The sequence below is a fragment of the Pseudomonas sp. genome (assembly GCF_030684895.1).
Classification (GTDB): Bacteria; Pseudomonadota; Gammaproteobacteria; order Pseudomonadales; family Pseudomonadaceae; genus Aquipseudomonas.
Window position 1 is genome coordinate 1 of the sequence record NZ_JAUXXP010000066.1, and the last position, 23,543, is coordinate 23,543.

General features: G+C 60.6%; 21 protein-coding genes. 8 read left to right on the plus strand and 13 right to left on the minus strand.

Going from position 1 to position 23,543, the window contains the following annotated elements; all coding sequences use genetic code 11:
- The 5 genes from Q8M42_RS15070 to Q8M42_RS15090 all read right to left on the minus strand — a co-directional run.
- On the minus strand, window positions 1–944 hold a 944-nt coding region (locus Q8M42_RS15070), incomplete at its 3' end, for an ABC transporter transmembrane domain-containing protein (RefSeq protein WP_305284373.1).
- A gap of 27 nt (window positions 945–971) precedes the next feature.
- Window positions 972–1,361 (minus strand): DoxX-like family protein, encoded by a 390-nt coding sequence (locus Q8M42_RS15075; RefSeq protein ID WP_304867809.1) that lies wholly within the window; start codon window positions 1,359–1,361, stop codon window positions 972–974.
- The gene (locus tag Q8M42_RS15080) at window positions 1,354–1,794 is read right to left on the minus strand and encodes a thiol-disulfide oxidoreductase DCC family protein (protein ID WP_304867811.1); all 441 of its coding nucleotides are present in this window, start codon (window positions 1,792–1,794) and stop codon (window positions 1,354–1,356) included. The genes Q8M42_RS15075 and Q8M42_RS15080 overlap by 8 nt, the downstream gene beginning before the upstream one ends.
- A gap of 23 nt (window positions 1,795–1,817) precedes the next feature.
- The gene (locus tag Q8M42_RS15085) at window positions 1,818–2,393 is read right to left on the minus strand and encodes a DUF1287 domain-containing protein (protein ID WP_304867813.1); all 576 of its coding nucleotides are present in this window, start codon (window positions 2,391–2,393) and stop codon (window positions 1,818–1,820) included.
- A gap of 24 nt (window positions 2,394–2,417) precedes the next feature.
- Window positions 2,418–3,533: an ATP-NAD kinase family protein gene (locus Q8M42_RS15090; RefSeq protein WP_304867815.1), complete on the minus strand. Its 1,116-nt coding sequence runs from the start codon at window positions 3,531–3,533 to the stop codon at window positions 2,418–2,420.
- 152 nt (window positions 3,534–3,685) lie between these two features.
- Here Q8M42_RS15090 and Q8M42_RS15095 point away from each other — a divergent pair, with 152 nt between their 5' ends.
- Window positions 3,686–3,862 (plus strand): PA1571 family protein, encoded by a 177-nt coding sequence (locus tag Q8M42_RS15095; protein ID WP_370692720.1) that lies wholly within the window; start codon window positions 3,686–3,688, stop codon window positions 3,860–3,862.
- 33 nt (window positions 3,863–3,895) lie between these two features.
- Here Q8M42_RS15095 and pdxB read toward each other — a convergent pair whose 3' ends face one another.
- Window positions 3,896–5,044: a 4-phosphoerythronate dehydrogenase PdxB gene (gene pdxB / locus Q8M42_RS15100; RefSeq protein ID WP_304867819.1), complete on the minus strand. Its 1,149-nt coding sequence runs from the start codon at window positions 5,042–5,044 to the stop codon at window positions 3,896–3,898.
- Between the two features lie 179 nt (window positions 5,045–5,223).
- On the opposite strand from pdxB, the gene Q8M42_RS15105 reads away from it, so the two are divergent.
- Both Q8M42_RS15105 and Q8M42_RS15110 read left to right on the plus strand, forming a co-directional pair.
- Window positions 5,224–6,603, plus strand: coding sequence for an MATE family efflux transporter (locus Q8M42_RS15105; RefSeq protein WP_305284378.1), 1,380 nt, complete (start codon window positions 5,224–5,226; stop codon window positions 6,601–6,603).
- Window positions 6,603–7,685, plus strand: coding sequence for a DUF3080 family protein (locus Q8M42_RS15110; protein ID WP_304867823.1), 1,083 nt, complete (start codon window positions 6,603–6,605; stop codon window positions 7,683–7,685). Before Q8M42_RS15105 ends, Q8M42_RS15110 begins: the two co-directional genes overlap by 1 nt.
- Here Q8M42_RS15110 and Q8M42_RS15115 read toward each other — a convergent pair.
- Window positions 7,643–8,098 (minus strand): gamma-glutamylcyclotransferase family protein, encoded by a 456-nt coding sequence (locus Q8M42_RS15115; RefSeq protein ID WP_304867824.1) that lies wholly within the window; start codon window positions 8,096–8,098, stop codon window positions 7,643–7,645. The genes Q8M42_RS15110 and Q8M42_RS15115 overlap by 43 nt on opposite strands.
- Window positions 8,098–8,349 carry a sulfurtransferase TusA gene (tusA, locus tag Q8M42_RS15120; RefSeq protein ID WP_304867826.1) on the minus strand — a complete coding sequence of 84 codons (252 nt, stop codon included), beginning with the start codon at window positions 8,347–8,349 and terminating at the stop codon, window positions 8,098–8,100. Before tusA ends, Q8M42_RS15115 begins: the two co-directional genes overlap by 1 nt.
- Before the next feature lie 186 nt (window positions 8,350–8,535).
- Between tusA and Q8M42_RS15125 the strand changes: the two genes are divergently transcribed.
- The gene (locus tag Q8M42_RS15125) at window positions 8,536–10,077 is read left to right on the plus strand and encodes a S9 family peptidase (protein ID WP_304867828.1); all 1,542 of its coding nucleotides are present in this window, start codon (window positions 8,536–8,538) and stop codon (window positions 10,075–10,077) included.
- Between the two features lie 2 nt (window positions 10,078–10,079).
- Here the strand turns inward: Q8M42_RS15125 and rlmM are convergent, their stop codons facing one another.
- Window positions 10,080–11,135 (minus strand): 23S rRNA (cytidine(2498)-2'-O)-methyltransferase RlmM, encoded by a 1,056-nt coding sequence (rlmM, locus tag Q8M42_RS15130; protein ID WP_304867830.1) that lies wholly within the window; start codon window positions 11,133–11,135, stop codon window positions 10,080–10,082.
- 261 nt (window positions 11,136–11,396) lie between these two features.
- On the opposite strand from rlmM, the gene Q8M42_RS15135 reads away from it, so the two are divergent.
- Entirely contained in the window at window positions 11,397–12,962 is a 1,566-nt protein-coding gene (locus Q8M42_RS15135) for a PAS domain-containing methyl-accepting chemotaxis protein (protein ID WP_304867832.1), read from the plus strand.
- A 188-nt stretch (window positions 12,963–13,150) separates the two neighbouring features.
- Here Q8M42_RS15135 and Q8M42_RS15140 read toward each other — a convergent pair whose 3' ends face one another.
- On the minus strand, window positions 13,151–15,430 hold the full coding sequence (locus Q8M42_RS15140; protein ID WP_304867833.1) for a fatty acid cis/trans isomerase: 2,280 nt from the start codon (window positions 15,428–15,430) through the stop codon (window positions 13,151–13,153).
- A gap of 162 nt (window positions 15,431–15,592) precedes the next feature.
- On the opposite strand from Q8M42_RS15140, the gene metH reads away from it, so the two are divergent.
- Entirely contained in the window at window positions 15,593–19,315 is a 3,723-nt protein-coding gene (gene metH, locus Q8M42_RS15145; RefSeq protein ID WP_305284382.1) for a methionine synthase, read from the plus strand.
- A 147-nt stretch (window positions 19,316–19,462) separates the two neighbouring features.
- Here metH and cysK read toward each other — a convergent pair whose 3' ends face one another.
- Window positions 19,463–20,437: a cysteine synthase A gene (cysK, locus tag Q8M42_RS15150; RefSeq protein WP_304867835.1), complete on the minus strand. Its 975-nt coding sequence runs from the start codon at window positions 20,435–20,437 to the stop codon at window positions 19,463–19,465.
- A 123-nt stretch (window positions 20,438–20,560) separates the two neighbouring features.
- On the opposite strand from cysK, the gene Q8M42_RS15155 reads away from it, so the two are divergent.
- The gene (locus Q8M42_RS15155; RefSeq protein WP_304867838.1) at window positions 20,561–21,625 is read left to right on the plus strand and encodes a DUF748 domain-containing protein; all 1,065 of its coding nucleotides are present in this window, start codon (window positions 20,561–20,563) and stop codon (window positions 21,623–21,625) included.
- Between the two features lie 224 nt (window positions 21,626–21,849).
- A complete protein-coding gene (locus Q8M42_RS15160) occupies window positions 21,850–22,062 on the plus strand; it encodes a hypothetical protein (protein ID WP_304867840.1) in 213 nt (70 codons plus the stop codon).
- An 85-nt stretch (window positions 22,063–22,147) separates the two neighbouring features.
- On the opposite strand, the gene Q8M42_RS15165 is transcribed toward Q8M42_RS15160, so the two are convergent.
- Window positions 22,148–23,218, minus strand: a complete 1,071-nt coding sequence (locus Q8M42_RS15165) for a HEPN domain-containing protein (protein ID WP_304867842.1) — start codon at window positions 23,216–23,218, stop codon at window positions 22,148–22,150.
- A 205-nt stretch (window positions 23,219–23,423) separates the two neighbouring features.
- Window positions 23,424–23,543 (minus strand): IS3 family transposase (locus Q8M42_RS15170; protein WP_304867645.1); only part of this gene is annotated, 120 nt, incomplete at its 5' end.

A 23,543-nucleotide genomic window follows, 5' to 3' on the forward strand; every position in this document is an offset into this window, starting at 1 on the left:
GCGGCACCGGCAGCGCGTTGCAGCTCACCAATCACCTCACTCAGGGTGCCAAAGGCCGAGCCGACGATCAGGCTGTAGAACACAAAGGCAGCCAGCTCGCCGCCACTGATGCGGCCAGCAATCACGTCCATACCGCCGACCCAGAGCATCACCCCCACCGCGCCGAGCACCAGCACAATCACCACAGTAATCAGCCAGGCGCGCTGGGCGATGCGCTGGCGTGCCGTGTCGAAGGCCGCCTCGGCGGACAGGCCGAAACGGCGCTTGTCCTCATTCTGGTGGTTATAGGCTTGTACGGTTTTGATCTGCCCCAGCACCTCACCGACGTAACTGCCGACATCCGCCACCCGGTCCTGGCTCTGCCGCGACAGCGCGCGCACGCGGCGGCCGAAGATCAGAATCGGCGCGACCACCAGCGGCAGCGCCATCAGCACGATGCCGCTGAGCTTGGCGTTGGTCACCACCAGCAGCACGCTGCCGCCCACCAGCATGATCAGGTTGCGCAGCGCCATCGACAGCGACGAGCCGATCACCGATTGCAGCAGCGTGGTATCGGCGGTCAGCCGCGACTGAATCTCCGAGCTGCGGTTGCTCTCATAAAAGCCCGGATGCAGTTCAATCAGGTGGTTGAACACGCGCTTGCGGATATCGGCGACAAAACGCTCACCAATCCACGACACCAGGTAGAAACGGGTAAAGGTGCCGATGGCCAGCGCCAGCACCAGCACAAAAAACAGCCCGATGGACTGCTGCAACGCCGCCGGCGATTGAGTGGCCAAACCCTGATCGACCAACAGTTTGATGCCCTGGCCCATCGACAGGGTGATGGCGGCGGTAAACATCAGCGCCAGCAAGGCCCCGAACACGCGACCACGGTAGGGCGCGATAAAACGCCAGGCCATGCGCAGGGCATTGCGCTGACGGGAAGACAGGATCGAAAGCATGGAAGCTCGCTGGGGCGCTGACGCCGGTTAATTAGGAGGCGATTGCGGCGTTTCCGCCCGCCAGGCCACCCAACACAGCGCCAGGGCGGCGAGGTTGGTGCTCAGCGGATTAAACGCCTGCAGCAGTAGATGGGGGCTGAATAGCGCCACATCAAGCAGCAGCCCAATCAACAGCACACCGGCCAGCAGCAAGGGCCAGCGCTGACCCCGCCACAGCAGCAATAAACCCAGGATGATTTCCGCCAGACCGGCAATGCGTGCCACCCACTCGGGGGCTGGCAGGTTATGAGCCTGGATCATCGCCAGCTCATCCGGGCTTAACCAGAGAATCTTCGGCACCAGGCCGTGCCAGATAAATACCAGGGCCAGGGCGATACGCGCGGCCCAGGCAATTTGCGGTAAACGCTGATCAGTCATGCAGGAAGCGCCGTGCATGGTCGGCACTGGGTATTAGGCAGCTGTCATAGCGCCCAAACAGCCGATAGCGATTGAGCGCAATACGGTCGTAGCACCAATCACGTATAGGCCTTGGGATCAGCCGCAGCCAAGCCAACAAGCGCCATGGCTTAGGCAGCTGGGCGACGATACGCAGCACTGCATCCGAACGCAGCAGCATCTGGCCATTCTCGATCAGCGCCATGCTGTCGAAATGATCGGTGGGCAAACCGCCCCAGGCCAATAGCGCCTGACCCTCGGCCGATTGCACCGAAGCCAGACGGAAGCGCTGCTCAACGTCATGGCGAATCAGAAACTTCGCCCAGCCGTTGCACAGTTTGCACACCCCATCAAACAGCACCACGCGCTCGCCGGGCTGGATAAGGGGTGGAGGTGTTTGTGCTTGCGCCTGCATGCCCAACTCCTTCTGTGCGGCCCTCAGGCTGCGGGAATACGGTAATGGCCAGTAATCTTAAAGCTGAAGAGAATGTCCTCTTCCTGAGTGCCACGGCCGATATTGTGCAGCACCAGGGGCACGCCGCTCGTGGCCTGACGGTCGCTGATAATGCCGATATGAGTCAGGCCGCCGCCCAAGTCCCAGGTGACGATATCACCAGGCCGATAGCGCTCAGCATCCTGGCCAAACGGTAGCGCCCAGCCCTGGCGTTTGAACCAGGTCATCAGGTTCGGCACACGACGGTGGTCGATATTGCTATCGGGTCGGCTTAGGCCCCAGCTCTTCGGGTAGAGGCGAAAGTTCGCGCGCATGTCCTGATGTACCGCTTGCTGCAAATCGAGGCCCTGCTGGCGCAGGGCGCGGATTATCACATCGGTACACACGCCAGTATTCAGCGGTACATCGCCATTGGGGTAACTCAGGCGGCGATAGGCCGGGTCATAACTCAGGGTAACGCCAACCTGCTCGCGGGCGGCCGTAACCAAGGCATCGGCCTGCAGCGCCCAGGCCTGGGCGCTTAGCAGAATACTCAGCGCGAACAACAGAATCGCCCGCATAACGCCTCCTTAATAGTTCAGCGGCTACTTGCCCACGGGATACAGCAGCTCTTCTTTATAACCAGCCCACACGCGCACGACGTCGGGGAAGGCATCGTCCAGCGCTACATCGCCGCTGTCCACCAGCAGCGGCCGGCCTTCCAGCGTGCCGAGCTTACGCTTGGTGGCGACCACCCGCAGGTGCTCAAGGCCGATAGCGCGCAGTACCCGTGGGCTGATCTGCTGGTTACCGCGGCCAATGATATGGCCCTGGCCGCCAATCGCAGTCACCAGCAGCCGCGTTGGATGGCCATCAATCAGCTCGAACAGCTGCGCCTCGGTGACATCACTGGCCAGCAACTGACCATTTTCGATCACATCAACGCCCAGCAGCGTGGTCTGTAAGCCGAGGTTCTGCGCCAGGCCATGCAGGGTCGAGCCGGGGCCGAACACATAGCGCACATCGGCTTCCCAGCTGTCCTGCAGCCAGTCGGCCAGATCATTCAGCACCAGCTCCTCGGATTCCACACCGCCCTGCTTGACTTGCTGCACATAGCCACCTTCCTGCGGCACCGTCAGTTCGCCGTACCAGCGCGCCGTTACGCGCCCTTCACGCAGGGCACTTTCATCAATATCGCGCACTTCACCGCTGCTCAGGCGCACCAGGCCGCCTTCGATCAAGCGCGCGGTCAGCTCGCCGGCTGCGCGCGGGCTGATGGCATAGACCCCGGACTGAATCTTTACCCCAGCCGGAATCCCCAGTACCGGCTGGCCTTCGCGCACTGCGGCGCAGATATCCCGCGCCGTACCATCGCCGCCGGTGAACAGAATCAGCGCCACGCCAGCATCCTGCAGCAGCTCAACTGCCTGGCGGGTATCGGCGGCGCTGCTCGGACCCGCCGGCAGCTCACCGACCACACGGTGGGCAAAGCCCATCTCGGCAAGCAAGTCGGCGCCCATGGCGCCGGGAAAGGTGACGAATTCCAGGCGTTCACGCAGCGGAAGCAGCACTTCAAGGGCAGTTTGTGTACGAAGCGCCGCTTTGGCCTCAACGCCCAGAGCCAAGGCCTGCTCGGCCATGCCGTCACTACCCTTGAACCCCGCCGGGCCGCCTAGTCCGGCCAATGGGTTGATGATTAAGCCAATATGGAAAAGCCCCATAACACCCTCTAATTCAATACCTGCCTGCTCAATATCTGCCGGGCCTGGCACAGTGCCTGCAATGACTGATTTGCCCTGTGCCCTGCGGCGGTTTTCTGCCGTCGCAGTTGTCATAGCGCCTTCATCTAACACTCATAAAATCGCGCTAACCGATGAGGAGACAAGCCATGCACAGCCAACAACAGAATTCGCCAAAAGCCACGACAATGCCGATTGGTGGCTTTGTCATCGACGCCCAGGGCCGCGAAATCCCGATCACCGAAGAGATGATCCAGCAGGCCTGCAACGCGCTGGAAAAAGCTCAAAAGCAAACCACCAAGCGTAAATAAGTTTCCTGCCAGGGCAGCATTCGCTGCCCTTCGCTACAGCTGATTCAACCTCGCACCCAACGCCTGCACCAGGCTGACCAACGCCGGCGCATTACCCTTTACGCAAACCGCCAACCCGTCGATTTCCCGGCGCATTGGGTAGTGCTTGCGCAGCCCGTCAAAAGCCGCACGCCGGGTTGCCGCATCACCCTGCAGGCTGCGGCGAAAGTCCGCATCATCGCGGCGTGGGTCATACACGGCGCGGCAGATACTGGCCAAGGCCCAGGCCGGATCGGCGCAGGCATCGACAGTCAGCTCACTCAGCCAGGCGGCTGGCATCAGTTGTGCCAGTTCGACGCTGGGCGCAACGCCCAGGTGCTGACACAGTGCCTGATAGATCTGCGCAGTGCCGCGCAGCTTGCCGTCCAGGCTGTAGCCGGCAATATGCGGCGTGGCGATGCGGCATAACGCTGCCAATTCGACATCGGCCAGCGGCTCGCCTTCCCAGACATCCAGCACCACCTGCAGATCGCTGCGCTGCGACAGCAACTCACGCAATGCCTGGTTATCCACCACCGCGCCACGGCTGGCGTTAATCAACCAGCTGCCTGGCTTGAGCGCGGACAAACGTGCGTGATCGAACAGGTGATAAGTCGGGTGTTCACCCAGACGTTCCAGCGGCGTATGCAGGCTGATCACATCGCACTGATCCACCACCTGCTGCAGGCTTACATAATCAACGCCCTCAGCAGCCTGACGCGGCGGATCGCAGACCAGAACCCGCCAGCCCAGGCCACGCAGCACTTTGAGTAGACGGCTGCCAACCTGCCCCGCACCGATTACCCCATAGGTGCGCGCAGCCAGATCAACACCCTGCTGCTCGGCCAATACCAGCAGACTGCCCAGCACATAGTCGACCACGCCACGGGCATTACAGCCCGGTGCGCTGGCCCAGGTGATACCGGCCTGCTGGAAGTAGTCGAGGTCCAGGTGGTCGGTGCCGATGGTGCAGGTGCCAACAAACTTCACCGGCGAGCCGTCGAGCAGCGCGCGGTCCACCTGAGTCACCGAACGCACCAGCAACAGGTCAGCATTGGCGACCGCAGCCGCATCGATGCTGCGGCCGGGCAAGCGGCGAATCTCGCCAAAACCGGCAAAGAACTCGTCAAGCAGAGGGATATTTTCATCAGCAACGATGCGCATAGAGGGTCTGTTCCCGTGCTCCGCAAATCAGGCCGGCATTCTAACCTGCCGGCACCGCTTGGCTACGCTGAGTCGCGTAATGTGCCTGCTGCACTGAAACATTGCGCAACAAGGTTTCCTGACCAAGCCGTCAAGGCGTAGACTGCACGGTTTCCTGATATACAGCTGGATACACCTCAATGCTTGTCCAAACCCGCTTGCAACGCGTCAGCACCGAGTTCTACAGCCTGCTGAAGCTCGCAACGCCGATCATCATTGCCCAGTTGGCCAACACCGCCATGGGCTTCGTCGATACCGTGATGGCCGGCCGGGTCAGCCCGCAGGATCTGGCTGCGGTGGCGCTGGGCAACTCGATCTGGGTACCGGTGTTTCTGCTGATGACCGGCATTCTGCTGGCCACCACGCCCAAGGTCGCGCAGCGCTTCGGTGCAGGGGCGCATACCGAGATCGGTCCACTGGTGCGCCAGGCACTGTGGCTCGCCCTGGCCGTAGGCATCGCGGCAGCGGTGATTCTATGGAACGCGGAAATCATCCTCAGCCTGATGAATGTCGACCCGGCGCTGATCGAGCCCGCCATGGGTTACCTGCGCGCCGTGGCCTGCGGTTTCCCCGCCGTGGCGCTGTACCACGTGCTGCGTTGCTTCAGTGACGGCCTCGGGCATACCCGGCCAAGCATGGTCATCGGCCTGTGCGGCCTGGCGCTGAATATCCCGCTCAATTACATCTTTATCTACGGCAAGCTCGGCCTGCCGGCCATGGGCGGCGTCGGCTGCGGCTGGGCCACTGGCCTGGTACTGGGCTTTATGTTTTTGAGCATGCTCTGGTGGGTGAAATGGGCGCCGTTCTATCAGCCGAGCAAAATCTTCAACCACTTCGAATGGCCGCAGTGGCCGGTGCTCAAGCGCCTGCTCTCAGTCGGCCTACCCATCGGCATCGCGGTGTTTGCTGAATCAAGCATTTTCGCGGTGATCGCTCTGCTGATCGGCGGCCTGGGCGCCACCGTGGTAGCCGGGCACCAGATCGCCCTGAACTTCAGTTCCATGGTGTTTATGATCCCCTACTCCCTGGGCATGGCCGCCACCGTGCGCGTTGGTCAGGCGCTGGGGCGTGGCGAGCCGCGTGAAGCGCGCTTTGCTGCCGGGGTGAGCATGGCGGCGGCGCTGGGCTACGCCTGCTTGTCGGCCAGCCTGATGCTGCTGTTTAGAGAACAGATTGCGCAGATCTATACCCCGGACCGCACGGTGATTGCGGTGGCCACCACGCTGCTGGTGTATTCGGCACTGTTCCAGTTCTCCGACGCCATTCAGGTAACCGCAGCCGGCGCGTTGCGCGGTTATCAGGACACCCGCGTGACCATGATCTTGACCCTGTTCGCTTATTGGGGCATCGGCCTGCCGGTGGGTTATGCGCTCGGTCTGACCGACTGGTTCGGCGAGCCCAGCGGCCCCAGCGGGCTTTGGCAAGGTCTGGTGGTTGGCCTGACCTGCGCCGGCGGCATGCTCGCCGTGCGCCTGGCCGGCAGCGCGCGCAAACGCATCCGAGCCGCTAAGATGGCCTGATGAACGCCCGCCTACTGCTTCTGCTCGCTGCACTTTGCCTGTGCGCCTGCACGCCCGCCGATGATGGCCTGGCGTTGCAGGCCGATTACCTGCAGCGCTTGAGCAATGCCCTGGATGTTGAACCGGCAACGACCTTCGATCCCCGCGAATTGCCCCGCTACCGCCTACCCGCCCGCCGCGAACGCTTGATAGAAATTGCCGAACTGCGCATCAGCCTGCTGAAGCTGCTGGTCGATGTGCGTCGTTGCCCTGCCCTGCAACAGCAGATCAGCCAGCGCAACAACAGCCTCGGCAAACAACTCACGCCCAGCAGCCGCCTGGCTTACGAAGGCGATCTGCTGCGCGCTTTGGATGCCTGCAGCGAACACCTGCGCAGTCAGGACCAGCAACCCCTGCGCAACACCCTTGAACAACTGGCGCAGGAAAAACGTGCGCAACTGCCCGGCGTATTCTGGAACGCCCTGAATGCCAGCCCGGAGGTCGAACGCTACCTGCGCTTTGCCGAGCGGCCTCTGCCGCCATATGCAGACGAAGACAGTGCTGCGCTGGATGCCCTGGCGCAGTTGGCCAGCATCGGCAGCGCGCTACCAGCAACTTTGCCGCCAAGTGCCGAGCAACTTGATCCGCTGTTCTTCGCCCTGCATGCCAGCGACCAGGGCGGCCAGTTGATCAGCAGCCTGGCCAGCCTGACCCACAGCCTCAATCAAGGCAGCGACATGCTGCAAAGCCGTCAACAGGGCCGACCGCTCTGTCCCACGGGCAAGGCCACAGAACGCGCGCGCATTGTGCAGAACATCTTCGTCAAGTATTACGCCGGCAGCCTGCAGCCCTATCTGGCCCAGGTGGATCAGCGCGGGCAAACCTGGAGTAGCAGCCTGCGCAGCCTTAGCAACGTCACGCAGATACCGCCAGCCACCCAGCAGTACTTGCAGAGTCTGAGCGGCCAAGAGGCTTCGTTATGGGCGGATTTCCAGCATGCCACCGCGCGCCATGTGCGCAGCTGGCAGGAGCTGCTTAATAGCTGCGCTCTAGCGCCCGGTCAGTCGGGATGGACCGGCAACGCCGCCAGCGCTAACCAATAAGCCTCGGACAACATCTCGCGCCCCGCCAGCAGATGGGCCAGGTAGTCGGCGCTGGGCAGCAGCCCCTCTGCGCGAAAGGCCGGGTTGGCGATATACACCCAGGCCGGCTGCGCGCCATGGGCCGCGACAATCGGCAGGCACTCGCGGCTGTAAAAGATCGGCGTGCCTTCGAAGTGATCCAGCTTGGCAATCTCGCCAGCGTCGGCCAGACGATAGAGCACGCCCTCCACCACGCTGTCGCCCTGATGGCGGATATTGGCATAAGCCCGCCCGGGCGCACGATCAGCCGCGCGCTTGTTAAAGCACAGGCTGTAACCCGGCAGATGTCCTGGCAGCGCCTCCAGCACCGTCAAGCCGCGAGCCTGCATGCGCGCCGGATTCATATTCGAGCCGTAGGCGAAGTACCACTGCATTAGTCGAGCTTCTTGCGGATCAGATACAGATAAGTCGCGCCGTCTTCGGCCTGCTCCACCAGTTCATGACCAAGAAACACGCAGAACTTGGGAATATCGCGACGGGTAGAGGGATCGGTGGCTATCACCTTGAGCAGGCCACCGGCCTGCAGGTCGCGCACCTTGTTGTGCAGCATCATCACCGGCTCGGGGCAGTTCAGTCCGCTCGCATCGAGGGTGGCATCGGGAATGGCGGTGGTTTGCAAAGACATCGGAAGGCTCCAGTAACAAGCCGCTATTCTCGCGCAAAGCTGACCCCAAGGTCATCTAGCAGGCTGTTGAAAACGTCTGCATGCGGATTCGAGCCGATAACAGGTCAACACAACCTTGGATGGGCAGCCGCAGGCCGCTCAATCAGGCAGGCTGCGCAGCGCCCACCATGCCAATAAGAGCCACTTATGCGCCTTGCCCTGCTCCTTGCCGCCTTGCTGCTCAGCGGCTGCGCCGCCCGCGACCAATTACCGGACTTCAGCGCCAGCACTGGGCAGGACCTGCCTGCGACCTATTTCGACGCCGTGATTTATGGTCGCGACGGCACCCGATTGTCGGCCACGGTGTTCCAACCCGCGCTCAAAGTTGGCAAACAGGCGCCAGTCATCGTGCATACCCACGGCTGGGGCGGCTGGCGCGTCACGCGGCCGAATGGTTTCTACGGCACCCAGATGATGTCCGGCCGCGCCGCAGTCAAAGCTTGGCAGGCCGGTTACTGGGTGATCAGCTACGACCAGCGCGGCTGGGGCGGCAGCGAGGGCGATATCGAAATGATGAACCCCGAGTACGAGGTGCAGGACGCCCTGGCAGTGATCGACTGGGCCGCCGCCAACCTGCCACGCCTGAGCATGGATGGGCCGAACGATCCGAAGGTCGGCATGCTCGGCGAAAGCTACGGCGGCGCGGTGCAGCTGTTGGCCTCGGCGACCGACCCGCGCATCGACGCCATCGTGCCGATTGCCACCTGGTATGACCTGAGCGAAGCCCTGGCCCCGGACCGCCATATGAAAGTCGGCTGGACCGGCGTGCTGCTCAGCCTCGGCCTGTCCACCGGTTATGACTTGGGCAAGTTTGTGCAGGCGCCCTACCTGAAAAGTGCTGACGGCCGTATGCGCGAGTCGGTGCGCGCCGAACTCAAGGCCCACAGCCTGACCAGCTACTGCGCACGCGGCCAGCGCCCGCAAGCCGATGCCCTGCTGATTCAAGGCATGCGCGACACCCTGTTCCCGCTCAATCAGGGCCTGGCGATTCGCGATTGCCTGCAACAAGCCGCGCGTGATGTGCGCCTGCTCGGCATGCAGGGCGGGCATATTCTACCGCCCCCCATGCAACGCTGGAGCGGCCTGCCGCCGTTCAATAACGAGACGGTGCTGCATTGCGATGGCCGGGCGATCAACCTCTACCAGAGCATCATCAGTTGGTATGAAGACAAACTGCGCGGGCGTAAAGGCGTGGCCGCGAGCATTCCCGATTTCTGCGTCAGCCTCGATCTGGATCAGGGCGTGGCCTTGCAGCAACTGCCGGCCAATCAGCGTATCGAGCTACCGGCCACGACGATTCGCCCGCTTAGCAGCGGGCTGCTGCAGCCCTCACGCCTTATTGCCTTGCAACAGGTTCAGCAGCCCAGCGCCCTGGTCGGCGTACCCCGCGTGCACCTGGAAAACGCCGAGGGACTGCCGACGCTGTTTGCCGCTCTGGTAGTGCGACGCGCGGATGGCAGTAGTGAGGTGCTGAGTGAACAAGTCACCCCGCTCATGGGCCGGGCCAGTACCGAATTGGCAGCCGTCAGCGCGCACCTGCAGCCTGGTGATGTGCTGAGCCTGCGTATCAGCGGCTTTAGCAGCCAGTACCTGTTCAACAGTTCCTGGCAACTCTCCAGCAGTACCCTGCAGGGGACGATTGAGGTGCCACAGTTGCTGCCGTTACAGCCGCAACTGGCCCGGCATTGAGATCACTTGCTTAACCGGCGCAGGTGGCAGGTCACTTCCTCGCGGTCGTGATACAGCTGCTTGCAGGCTATCGAGACCTTGATCTTGCGCTCGGCAAAGCCGTCTTCCAGACGTTGCAAGAGGCGGCGCACTTCGGCGTAGCGCTGCTTCATCGGCAACTTGAGGTTGACCACCGCTTCACGGCAGTGGCCTTCACCAATCCAGGTTTCCAGCAAGGCGGCGCTGCGCGCGGGCTTTTCGACGATATCGCAAACCATCCAGTCCACCGGTTGCTTGGGCTTCCAGGTGAAGCCGTCGACCATCAGGTGAGTGACCAGGCCAGTGTCCATCAGACTTTCAGCCATCGGCCCGTTGTCGATGGCGGTGACCAGCATGCCGCGCTTGACCAGCTGGTAAGTCCAGCCACCCGGTGCAGCGCCAAGGTCGACCCCGGTCATTTCATCGGACAGGCGCTCATCCCACTGCTCGCGGGGGATAAAGGTGTGCCAGGCCTCCTCCAGCTTGAGGGTCGAACGGCTCGGCGCCTCGCGGGGGAATTTCAGGCGTGGAATGCCCATGGGCCAGATCGCTGAGTTATTCGCCTCGGCCATGCCGACAAACACCTCGCGGCCACTTTTGAAGGTCAGCAGCAGACGCGGCTTGTGCGCATCCTCAACCAGCTTGCCGGCCTTGGTTAGCGCATTGCGTAGCGGCGCCTCGAACTTCTTGCAGAAATTCGACAGCTCCTTGCCATCGTTGGTGTCCAGCACTTCCAGCCACAGGCTGCCGAATACCGGAAAATCCGCCAGGTGGCCGAGCAGTACGCTGATGCGGTCCAGCTCCGGCAGGTTGATAAACACCCCGCGCGCCCACTGCCGCGGAAAGATCAACTGATTGAAGCGCACACCGCGCATCAGGCGCTCGGCGCCGTCGTCCTCGGTGCAGATAAATTCGGCGCAGGCGGTACTCGGCTTGGCCTTGGCATAACCGGCAACGTCCAGACGCGCGGCATGTTCGGCGATTTCCGCACACACCTCATTTTCAAAACCCGGACGGCAGTGCAACAGCAACGTATTCATCAGTGACTCTCCTCAAGGCGCGCATCATAGCCGAGTCACCCGCCTGTGCTTGCTTTGCATCGGCCTTTTCCTGGTCTGCAGGTTAGACTGACGCCACTGCGCAAGGCTCTAGAGCCTGCCAACCGCTCATCGGCCGCCCCAGCAAAACAGCGCGGTACACGGCCATAACCTGCCCCTTGTCGGTTACGCCTGGATTCACGGGCTAAACTTCCGCCAGCAACGGTCGAAGTACCGGTAACGTTTTAAGGAATAAAGAACGCCATGCGCAATAACCAACCTATTACTCAGCGCGAGCGCACCTTCCCCGCGCAGCAGCGACTGATCTCCACCACCGACCTCAAAGGCCAGATCACCTACTGCAATGACGCCTTTGTCGAGATCAGTGGCTTTAGCCGCGATGAGCTGATTCGGGCGCCGCACAACCTGGTGCGCCACCCGGACGTGCCGGCAGCGGTGTTCCAACATATGTGGGACACCCTGAAGAAGGGCCGGCCGTGGATGGGTATCGTCAAGAACCGCTGCAAGAGTGGCGACCACTATTGGGTCAACGCCTACGTCACGCCGGTGACGGAAAGCAATCAGGTGATTGGCTACGAATCGGTGCGGGTCAAACCGACTGCCGAGCAGGTACGCCGCGCCGAGGCGCTGTACCAACGCATCAACAGCGGCAAATCGGCGATCCCCAACAGTGATCGCTGGCTGCCGATCGTGCAGGACTGGCTGCCGTTTATCCTGGTCAGCCAGGTGGGTTTCCTGATCGGCGCCTGGCTCGACTCCAGCTGGGGCTTTGCCATCGCCGCCGGATTGTCGGTGCCGCTGGGCCTGGCCGGACTGAACTGGCAACAACGCGGCCTTAAGCGCCTGCTGCGCCTGGCCGACCAGAGCACCTCCGACCCGCTGATTGCGCAGATGTACACCGACAGCCGCGGTGCCCAGGGCCGCCTGGAAATGTCCATCCTCAGCCAGGAAGCCCGTCTGAAAACCTGCCTGACCCGCTTGCAAGACACCGCCGAACAGCTCAGCCAGCAGGCCAAACAGGCTGACACCCTGGCGCACAGCAGCTCCGCCGGGCTTGAGCGCCAACGCAGCGAAACCGATCAGGTCGCCACCGCAATCAACCAAATGGCCGCTACAACGCTGGAAGTGGCGAGCAACGTGGCGCGTACCGCCATCGCCACTCAAGATGCCAACCGCCTGACCAGTGCCGGCCGTGGCATTGCTGCTGAAACCCGCCAGGCCATTCAGCGCCTGTCGCAATCGGTCGGTGATACTGGTGAAACCGTGACCCGCCTGGCCCAGGACAGCAACGAAATCGGCGGCGTGGTCGATGTAATCAAAGGCATCGCCGACCAGACCAACCTGCTCGCCCTCAACGCCGCCATTGAGGCCGCGCGCGCTGGCGAAATGGGCCGTGGTTTTGCCGTGGTGGCTGATGAAGTGCGCTCACTGGCGCAGCGCACCGCCGAGTCAACCGGGCAAATTCACCAACTGATCGCCAAGCTGCAGCGCACTGCCGAAGAAGCGGTGCTGACCATGGAAATCGGCCGCAAACAGGCCGACGAAGGGGTTGAGCGCGTGCAGCAAGCCGATGAAGCGCTGGCCGGGATCAGCGACGCGGTGGCCAATATCACCGATATGGCCAACCAGATTGCTGCCGCCGCCGAGGAACAGAGCGCGGTGGCTGATGAGGTCAACCGCAGCATCACCACCATCGCCCAACTGGCCGACAAGACCGCCGGCGAAGCGCATGACACCGCCCTGCTCAGCGAAGCCCTGACGGCTACCGCCAATGGTCAGTACGCACTGGTAGAACGCTTCAACCGCTAAGAACCTGCTCGCGATCTGCTGCGCGTCGGCCCTGCGGCGTTAAAAACAGGCTCGGAATGCTCATGTACAGCTCGTACACTCCGCTTCCTCGCCTGTTTTTGCCTTGCAGGACTCTAGCTCGCGAGATCGTGAACAGGTTCTAAGGCCGCAAAGGTGCACTGCCCTGCAGTGCGCGGCCCTCCCCGTTGTTACAAATTCTCGTAGCGATTCATATCCAGCACACCGGCTTCCAGCGGTTCGGTTTGCTGGATATACGCCGACATATCGTGGAAATAGCGCCAGAACTCTGGATGCGTGCGACGAATGCCCCAACGCTCGACGACTGTCTCGAAAACCGCTGCATCACGCGCCTGCTCCAGGGCCGTGACAAATTCCGCCGCCTGCTCCACCTGCACATTGAAGATAAAGTTCGGGTAGCTGCTAAGCACGCCCGGATACACCGTCAGGGTATCCAGCGCCGGCTGGTAGCGCAGTTCCTCACCGAGCATAAAGGCCACATTGCTGTGCGCACGGTTGCGCAGCAGGCTGTACACCTCACGCTGGCCATCGGCCATTTCCAGCCGTAGCAAGGTTGCCTCCGGCAGTTGCTCGATCACCTTGAGCGTGCCCGCCGGTTTCGCCGTCAGACGACTCAGGGACTGCTCGGCGCGCTGCAACTCGGCATCCAGTCCAGGACGATGGCAATGTGCACCCGTGCAGCGGTTGATCGGGTCGGGGCGCGCATTCAGGCTGCCGTAGCGCTCCAGCAGGGTTTCGACAAAGCTGCGTTTGGGGTCGCCATCAGGCAAGCGCAACGCGCTCGGGCTTTCAGTATCAATAGCCTGATAGTCCAGCCAAATTTTCAGTTTGCCACTGCTTTGGTACCAGTCACTGAGGTAGCCCTGCCGCGACTCGGCAGGCATCAGGCGGAGGAAGTTGACCTCGGCGCCGTTGCGGATCAAATCGAAGTACAGCCGCGTTTGCGCCTGGTGCGAGACGTTGCCAAACACATCGAAATTCACCACCAGTTGGTAATAGGTGCGCTCCAGCAGCGGAAAGTCCAGCCACCAGAGGGTTTGCGGCACCTCGCCGATCAGGCCTTTGCGCACCGAGGCGCTGTCATGCTGGCGGAAGATCGACAGCAGCGCGTTGTCATTACCGGCCCAGATATGCGACCAGCTCGGCGCGGGCGCATCGGCGTAGCGCTGCATGCGCAGCGCTTCGTATTCGTTGCGTTTGTCGCGGTAGGTGCGCCACAGGCCGAGCAGATCGCCGATGCTGTCCAGCTGCCCGGGCATGGCCAGCAACTCCTTGGCCTGCTCGCGGTACTCGGGGTCGGTGATATACAGGTCGTGCTGCGGGTCCTGGAACACTGCCCAGAAGTTATCGCGAATCACATCCGTGGCAATCTGCCCACGGCACACCGGCCCGCGAATAAAGGTGCGCACGAAGTATTCGGCGTTATCCAGCATAAATTGGTAACGCGCCTGTGCCGGAATCGCGGCAAAGGTCTCGAACGGATTAGCGCGGCGCAGCAGGCTATAGCCCGGCACCGCATCCGCCTGCCAGTCGGTGGAGAAAAACAGCTCTTTGACCCGCGCCAGCTTCGCCGCACTCAGCCCATAAGTGATATGGGTCTTGTGCACGATAACGCCCTGCACCGGCGTCAGGCGGTAATAGAATTCGCTGCCGGGGTCTTCATTGGGCAAGCGCGTGGCGATGATGTCCACCGGCTTACCGCTGGGCGTACGCGAACGGACCATCTGGAAAAAATGCCCCGGCTCGCCATCAGCAAAATACAGATGGGCAAGAAACAGATGCTCATATAACCAGCGCGAAACCAGCGACTCGCGGGCGCCGGGGGCGTTCATAAAGGCTTCCCAGGTGGCGATCTGCTGCGCCTCGGCTGTGCTGGCCTGCAGCGCTTGTTGATCGACCGGCGCGCCCTGCGCCAGCCAAGTCTGCAGCGTCTGGTAGTCGGCCTCACTCAAGCCGGTCACCGCGAACGGCATGCCGGCTTGCGGATTCTTGCGGGCAAACTCGTCGAACTCCTGCGGCAATGGGCATTGGTTGACCCGGTCGATGCTGATATTCAGCTCGGCCGGCAATTTGCTGTTGGCAGCCAACGGCTGCTGATGGCCCAACTCGAGCATGCGCGCCAGCAAAGCAGCCTGGCTGCCCTGCGCATCCAGCACCGAGGTAAAGCCCTTACGCTGCCAGGCAGCCGGGCTATGGGCATCGACAAACAAGCGCGTGGTGGCCTGCGCCTGGGTGCGCGTGCCGTTGTATACCGCCACCTTGCTGGCGCCGCGCTGCACGCCTTCGCCACTGCCCAGATTGAGCTGACAGGCGGCGTCGTAACAGGCATGGCAGGCCACACAGTTTTTGGTAAAAATCGGTTGAATGTCGCGGCTGTAGGAGATCGGCTCGGCTGCCTGTAGTGAGCCGATGAACAACAAACACACGCCAAGCAGTAAGCGGCAGACCATGGAAACGTCTCTAAAATGGCTTAAGCGCCGATTCTAGCTGGCGCCGGCTGGCCAAGGCCAATCCGCAAACATGAGCCAGATTCATGTAAAAGCGCAACCCACTGCAAAAGCGTGCAGCTTTGTTATCATCGCGCATCTTTTTTTCACGCGTCCCAGGTAGTTATCTCCATGTCTCTGTCCGATCGCAGCGCCCGCCTTAACGCACTTCAGCAAGCCCTGAAGGAACGCATCCTGATCCTCGACGGCGGCATGGGCACCATGATCCAGAGCTACAAACTGGAGGAAGAGGACTACCGTGGCACGCGCTTCGCCGACTGGCCAAGCGATGTAAAGGGTAACAACGACCTGCTGATCTTGAGCCGCCCGGACGTCATCGGCGCTATCGAGAAGGCCTACCTGGATGCCGGCGCGGACATTCTGGAAACCAACACCTTCAACGCCACCCAGGTCTCCCAGGCCGACTACGGCATGCAGGCGTTGGCCTATGAGCTGAACGTCGAAGGCGCGCGCCTGGCCCGTACAGTGGCCGATGCCAAGACCCTGGAAACCCCGGATCGTCCACGTTTCGTTGCCGGCGTACTCGGTCCTACCAGTCGCACCTGCTCGATCTCCCCGGATGTGAACGACCCCGGCTACCGCAACGTCACCTTCGACGAGCTGGTGGAAAACTACGTGGAAGCCACCCGCGGCCTGATCGAAGGCGGCGCGGACCTGATCCTGATCGAAACCATCTTCGACACCCTCAACGCCAAGGCGGCGATCTTCGCCGTACAGCAGGTGTTCGAGGACGATGGCGTTACGCTTCCGATTATGATTTCCGGCACCATCACCGACGCCTCCGGTCGCACCCTGTCGGGACAAACCACCGAAGCCTTCTGGAACTCGGTGCGCCACGCCAATCCAATCTCCGTGGGACTGAACTGCGCCCTCGGTGCCAAGGATCTGCGCCCGTACCTGGAAGAGCTGGCGGCCAAAGCCGATACCCATGTCTCCGCTCACCCCAACGCCGGCCTGCCGAACGCCTTCGGTGAATACGACGAAACCCCAGCGGAAATGGCCGTGGTGGTGGAAGAATTCGCCGCTTCGGGCTTCTTGAACATCATCGGCGGCTGCTGCGGCACCACGCCAGCGCATATCCAGGCGATTGCTGAAGCGGTGAGCAAATACCCGCCACGCATTATTCCGGAAATCCCCAAGGCCTGCCGTCTGTCGGGCCTGGAGCCCTTCACCATCGACCGCAACTCGCTGTTTATCAACGTCGGCGAGCGCACCAATATCACCGGCTCGGCCAAGTTCGCCCGGCTGATCCGCGAGGACAACTACACCGAAGCCCTTGAAGTCGCCCTGCAGCAGGTGGAAGCCGGCGCCCAGGTGATCGACATCAACATGGACGAGGGCATGCTCGACTCGCAGAAGGCTATGGTCACCTTCCTGAATCTGATTGCCGGCGAGCCGGATATCTCCCGCGTACCGATCATGATCGACTCCTCCAAGTGGGAGGTGATCGAAGCCGGCCTCAAGTGCATCCAGGGCAAGGGCATCGTCAACTCGATTTCGATGAAGGAAGGCGTCGAGCAGTTCAAGCACCACGCCAAGCTGTGCAAGCGCTACGGCGCGGCCGTGGTGGTGATGGCCTTCGACGAAGCCGGCCAGGCCGACACCGCCGCGCGCAAGCGCGAGATCTGCCAGCGCAGCTACGACATTCTGGTTAATGAAGTGGGCTTCCCGCCGGAAGACATCATCTTCGACCCGAACATCTTCGCCGTGGCCACCGGCATCGAGGAACACAACAACTACGCCGTCGACTTTATCGAGGCCTGTGCCTATATCCGCGACCACCTGCCCCACGCGCTGACGAGCGGCGGCGTGTCCAACGTGTCGTTCTCCTTCCGGGGCAACAACCCGGTGCGTGAGGCGATTCACTCGGTGTTTTTGTACTACGCGATCCAGAACGGCCTGACCATGGGCATCGTCAACGCCGGCCAGCTGGAAATCTACGACGAGATTCCCAAGGAACTGCGCGACCGCGTTGAAGACGTGATCCTCAACCGCACGCCAGAAGGCACCGACGCCCTGCTGGCGATTGCCGACAACTACAAGGGCGACGGCAGCGTCAAGGAAGCGGAGACCGAAGAGTGGCGTACCTGGAGCGTGGTCGACCGCCTCAAGCATGCGCTGGTCAAAGGCATCACCAGCCACATCATCGAAGACACCGAGGAATGCCGCCAACAGTGCGCGCGGCCGATTGAAGTGATCGAAGGTCCGCTGATGGCCGGGATGAACGTGGTTGGCGATCTGTTCGGCGCCGGCAAGATGTTCCTGCCCCAGGTGGTGAAATCCGCCCGGGTGATGAAGCAGGCGGTCGGCCACCTGATCCCCTTTATCGAGCTGGAAAAAGGCGACAAGCCGGAAGCCAAGGGCAAGATCCTTATGGCCACGGTAAAAGGCGATGTGCACGATATCGGCAAAAATATCGTCGGCGTGGTACTCGGTTGTAACGGCTACGACATCGTCGACCTCGGCGTGATGGTGCCTGCAGAGAAGATTCTGCAAACGGCGATTGCCGAGAAATGCGACATCATCGGCCTGTCCGGCCTGATCACCCCCTCGCTGGATGAAATGGTGCATGTCGCCCGCGAAATGCAGCGCCAAGGCTTCCACCTGCCGTTGATGATCGGCGGTGCGACTACCTCCAAAGCCCACACCGCAGTGAAGATCGAGCCCAAGTACCAGAACGATGCAGTGATCTACGTCACCGACGCCTCGCGCGCGGTCGGCGTGGCCACCCAACTGCTGTCCAAGGAACTGAAAGCCGACTTTGTCGAACGCACCCGCCTGGACTACATCGAAGTACGCGAGCGCACCGCCAACCGCAGCGCCCGCACCGAGCGTTTGAGCTACGCCAAGTCGGTGGAAAACAAACCCAAGTTCGACTGGGCGACGTATCAGCCCACCGTGCCGAGCTTTACCGGTGTGAAGGTGCTTGAGAACATCGACCTCAAGGTGCTGGCCGAATATATCGACTGGACGCCGTTCTTTATCTCCTGGGACCTGGCCGGCAAGTTCCCGCGTATTCTGACCGATGAGGTGGTCGGTGAAGCCGCCACTGCGCTGTATGCCGACGCCCAGGAAATGCTCAACAAGCTAATCGACGAAAAGTTGATCAGCGCCCGCGCCGTCTTCGGTTTCTGGCCAGCCAACCAGGTGAACGACGACGATCTGGATGTCTACTCAGGCAACGGCGATAAACTGGCCACCCTGCACCACCTGCGCCAGCAGACCATCAAACCGGACGGCAAACCGAACTACTCCCTGGCCGACTTTGTTGCACCGAAGGACAGCGGCATCACCGACTACGTCGGCGGTTTTATCACCACCGCTGGCATCGGTGCCGAAGAAGTGGCCAAGGCCTATCAGGACGCCGGCGACGACTACAACTCGATCATGGTCAAAGCCCTGGCCGACCGCCTGGCCGAAGCCTGCGCCGAATGGCTGCACCGCGAAGTTCGGACAAACTACTGGGGTTACGACCCGGAAGAAGCACTGAGTAACGACGAACTGATCAAGGAAGCCTACAAAGGCATCCGCCCCGCTCCCGGCTACCCAGCCTGCCCGGACCATACCGAGAAGAAGACCCTGTTCACCCTGCTCGACCCAGCGGCCGAATTTAACAAGGCCGGCGCCAGCGGCGTGTTCCTCACCGAGCACTACGCCATGTTCCCGGCGGCAGCGGTGTCCGGCTGGTACTTCGCCCACCCACAGGCACAGTACTTCGCCGTCGGCAAAATCGACAAAGACCAGGTGGAAAGCTACACCGCCCGCAAAAAGCAGGATCTCAACGTCAGCGAACGCTGGTTGGCACCGAACCTGGGCTACGACAACTAAGTAATACCCCGACAGCTCGGCCCAATAAAAATGCCGCTCACCTATCAGGTGAGCGGCATTTCTTTTCGTGGGAGGCGCTTTAGCGGCGAGCTTTAGACGGCCGTTTCGCGGCTAAAGCCCCTCCCACACTGCCGATTTTGTTGCCGGTTACTGCTGCAATTCCTGCTCGGTAAACATATCGCTAAACAGCATGCTCGACAGGTAGCGCTCACCGGAGTCCGGCAGGATCACCACGATGGTTTTGCCCTGCATGCCGGGTTCGCCGGCAATGCGCAGGGCAGCAGCCATGGCTGCGCCGCAGGAGATGCCGCAGAGGATGCCTTCTTCGCGCATCAGGCGCAGGGCCACGGCCTTGGCGTCGTCGTCAGTCACCAGCTCAACGCGGTCGACCATGGTCAGGTCGAGGTTACCTGGGACAAAGCCGGCGCCGATGCCCTGGATCTTGTGCGGGCTGGGTTTGACCTCTTCACCGGCAATGGTCTGGGTGATGACCGGCGAGCCAATCGGCTCAACCGCCACCGAGATAATCGGCTTGCCCTGGGTCTTTTTGATATAGCGCGAAATACCGGTGATGGTGCCACCCGTACCAACGCCAGACACCAGCACGTCAATCGCGCCATCGGTGTCGTTCCAGATTTCCGGGCCGGTGGTCTTTTCATGGATCGCCGGGTTGGCCGGGTTGTTGAACTGCTGCGGCATAAAGTAGGTGGCGCTGTCAGAGGCGGCGATTTCCGCAGCCTTCTCGATGGCGCCCTTCATGCCCTTGGCCGGTTCGGTCAGCACCAATTCGGCGCCCAGGGCCTTGAGCACCTTGCGCCGTTCCAGGCTCATCGAAGCCGGCATGGTCAGCAGCAGTTTGTAGCCGCGCGCGGCGGCCACAAAGGCCAGGCCGATCCCGGTATTGCCCGAGGTTGGCTCAACAATGGTCATGCCTGGTTTGAGCACGCCTCGCTCTTCGGCATCCCAGACCATGCTGGCGCCGATGCGGCATTTCACCGAATAGGCGGGGTTGCGTCCTTCGATCTTGGCCAGGATGGTCACCCCAGCCGGGCCCAGGCGGTTGATCCGAACCAGCGGGGTGTTGCCGATGGCTTGTGCGTTGTCTGCGAAGATGCGGCTCATGGCGAGGTCCTTTTTCATGCGTTGCCGAGTAAGCTCCCAAGCCTAAGGCCCGTTCGGGCAGCAGTCCAGCCATGCGCACAGCCCGGCAGGAAACCTATTGCGAGTGGATCAGTCAGTTTGTATATGAGAAAGCGCTACCACATCCCCCTCTGGACACTCCTCACCCTGGCCATTGCCCTGCTGGCCCTGCATATCGCCCTGCCCTGGCTGCTGCGCGATTACCTGAATGAGCGGCTGGCCACTATGGGCGACTATCGCGGGCAGATCAGCGATATCGACCTGGCGCTGTGGCGCGGGGCCTACCAGATCAACGGCCTGAATATCGTCAAACTGAATGGCAAGGTGCCAGTGCCGCTGCTCGAAGCGCCAGCCATCGACCTGGCCATCAGCTGGCGAGCGTTGTGGGAAACCCGCGCGGTGGTCGCCGAAGTCGCCTTCGAGCGGCCGCAACTGACCTTTGTCGACGGTGGCAACGCCGCCAATTCACAGACCGGTGAAGGCGTCGACTGGCGCGCCCAGCTCAGGGGCCTGCTGCCGATTCATATCAACGAAATCCGTGTGATCGACGGCACCCTGGCCTTTCGCAACTTCACCGCCAAGCCGCCGGTCGACCTACAGGCCAGCGAGATCAACGCAAGCATCCTCAACCTGAGCAACGTTAGCGTGGTGGACAATCCGCGCCCGGCCAGCCTGCAAGCCACCGCCAAGGTGTTCGAGCAGGCTCCCGTGCAAGCCAGCGCCAACTTCGACCCGCTCGGCCAGCTGGATGACTTTGACCTGCGCCTGCGCATCACCGATATTCAACTCAAGCAGCTCAACAGCTTTACCCGCGCCTATGCTGACTTCGACTTTGCCGCCGGCCAGGGCGACTTCGTCATGGAGCTGGATGCCCGCCAAGGCAAGCTCAAGGGCTACGCCAAACCGCTGCTGCGCAATATGCAAATCTTCGACTGGCAGCAGGATGTCGCGGCCAAGGACAAGAACCTGCTCACCGGCGCCTGGGAAGCCCTGGTCGGCGGCGGCAGCTGGCTGCTGAAAAACCAGCGTAAAGACCAGTTCGCCACCCGGGTAAACATCGACGGTGACCTCAAAGCCTATGACGTCAGCCGCTGGCAGGCCTTCAAAGCCATTCTGCGCAACGCCTTCGTGCGCGCTTTCGACAGCCGTTTTGACAGCCAACAACCGTGACAGCAGACAAGTGACCCGCCATTCAGTGACTAAACAAGGGATATTGCTGAAAGCCCTATAGAACGGGGCTTTTAGTGGTGTTCCGCACCGATGATCAATCCGTGCGCACGGATCGTGTGCCCCTTTATTAGCCCGCTTGTCATGGCAAGTTGCCATGACAAGACTCTAAAGCATCGGTTATTGTCATGCCTGCCGTAATCAAGCGGACTGGTAAGGAAACTACAATGCGCATCTTTGGCTGGATACTGACGATTCTCGGTTGTGTGTGGGCATTCTCAGGAGTAACCCGAATTATCGCAGCTGCGATGGGTGCTATGCCTGGGCCGGAAAAACACTTTGCCATGGGTTTAGTTACGCTTGCATTAGCAGCTCTCGCCCTATGGGCCGGCAGTAAATTGCGAGCGAAGGCGGCACAAGCAAAAGCGCTCAGCCAGTGACTGAGCAAGGGGTTTCTCTGAGACCCTTACCGCACTATGCTCGCAGCGATTTGTGACACACCTAAGGTGTGACTGTGCCCACGCCCTATGCCACGGTGTCTTTCACTGCAATAGGAACACCGTGTTTCTGGAGAAGCGTAAGCAACGCATACCGAATTATTCTTTCGAGACCTAGAAACGTGGGCGCTAGTGCAAGCACCTTCGCGAACTTTGCATCATCGACCACTGGCTTACCAAACTGCACCTCATGGCCACTTGAACTGGGAGCGACCCAAGGTCCAAACGACCTACCTGAGTGTAAGTAGTTGCTCCGCAAATCATAGGCGGCCTTTATACGCTGGCTTATATCTTCCTTCTTAAGTGAAAAATTAATAGCGCCATCATCCTGAGGAATAAAGAATCCGTCGTCTATATTTCTCAGAATCGAAAGCTCAAAACGTCTCTTTACTTGAAACAGAGTTCGTTTAAGGACAGAGTAATCTTCTGAACAATCAACACAAGCCTCAAGCTTTTTTAACGCACTCAACATAATCGGATCAAACAGCTCAGATTCCGAGAAAACCTCAAACCCTGCGAGAATTTCTCCTGCTGTCACAAGATCAAGGTAAGCAACCTCGGGATCAGACTCTGCCGCTTGTAATGCATGATGATAAAACTTTGCGGCACTTCTAAAAACCCTCAACACCGACGCGTCAGCACCTCCAGTCATGAGCGGAAGTAAACTTTTAGCGTTTTCTAGATTTAACTCAACTGCAAAATCTCGCCTAACCTCATGCGAATTAAAAGGCAAATTTTCATTTACAAGCTCGCCGTATTCCTTAAGGTCAGGTAGACCATACGTCCCTATACTTTGAACAGCCCCATGGGAATCGAACCTCTTACCATATAGCACAGACAAGTAGGAACAAATCATACCTCCAACTAATTCATAGCTAGTAACAATCTCCCCAGCCTGAGGGGGCTTGTATGGCATCTTAAAAGAAAAAATATATGCTGAGCGAGATGATGGGCCTGGACTGTAACGTTGCATCCACCGCCCCTGAAAAGATGGCCAAGCATGAGTTAATAGAACATCTGGAGTTTCAAACTCACCTACAAATCTAGACGGCGTAGATATCAAAAACGTATTAATTTCAGGATTAGGACGAAGCGACATACAATCCTCACCAACTGCGAATTAATATTTGAAGCGAAGTATCTCTCCGCCCAGGCACTCGAGTAAATTAGCACTGAAGCTCCCACGACAGAACCGAAAGTTCTAAGTAGCGCGACAACACATGCGTTTGAAAGAACCGTTTGTGGGTGTTGGTATGCAGGTAAATGAGCGCCCTAAATTTAGCCTATGAATCGCCCCCGGTTTTCTAGACACTCTCCAAGCTCTGGAAATAGCGTTTTTCAAACTCTACCGGTGACAGCTGATTGTTGAAACCGTGTCGGCGTTTCGGGTTGTAGAACATCTCGATGTAATCGAACACATCGGC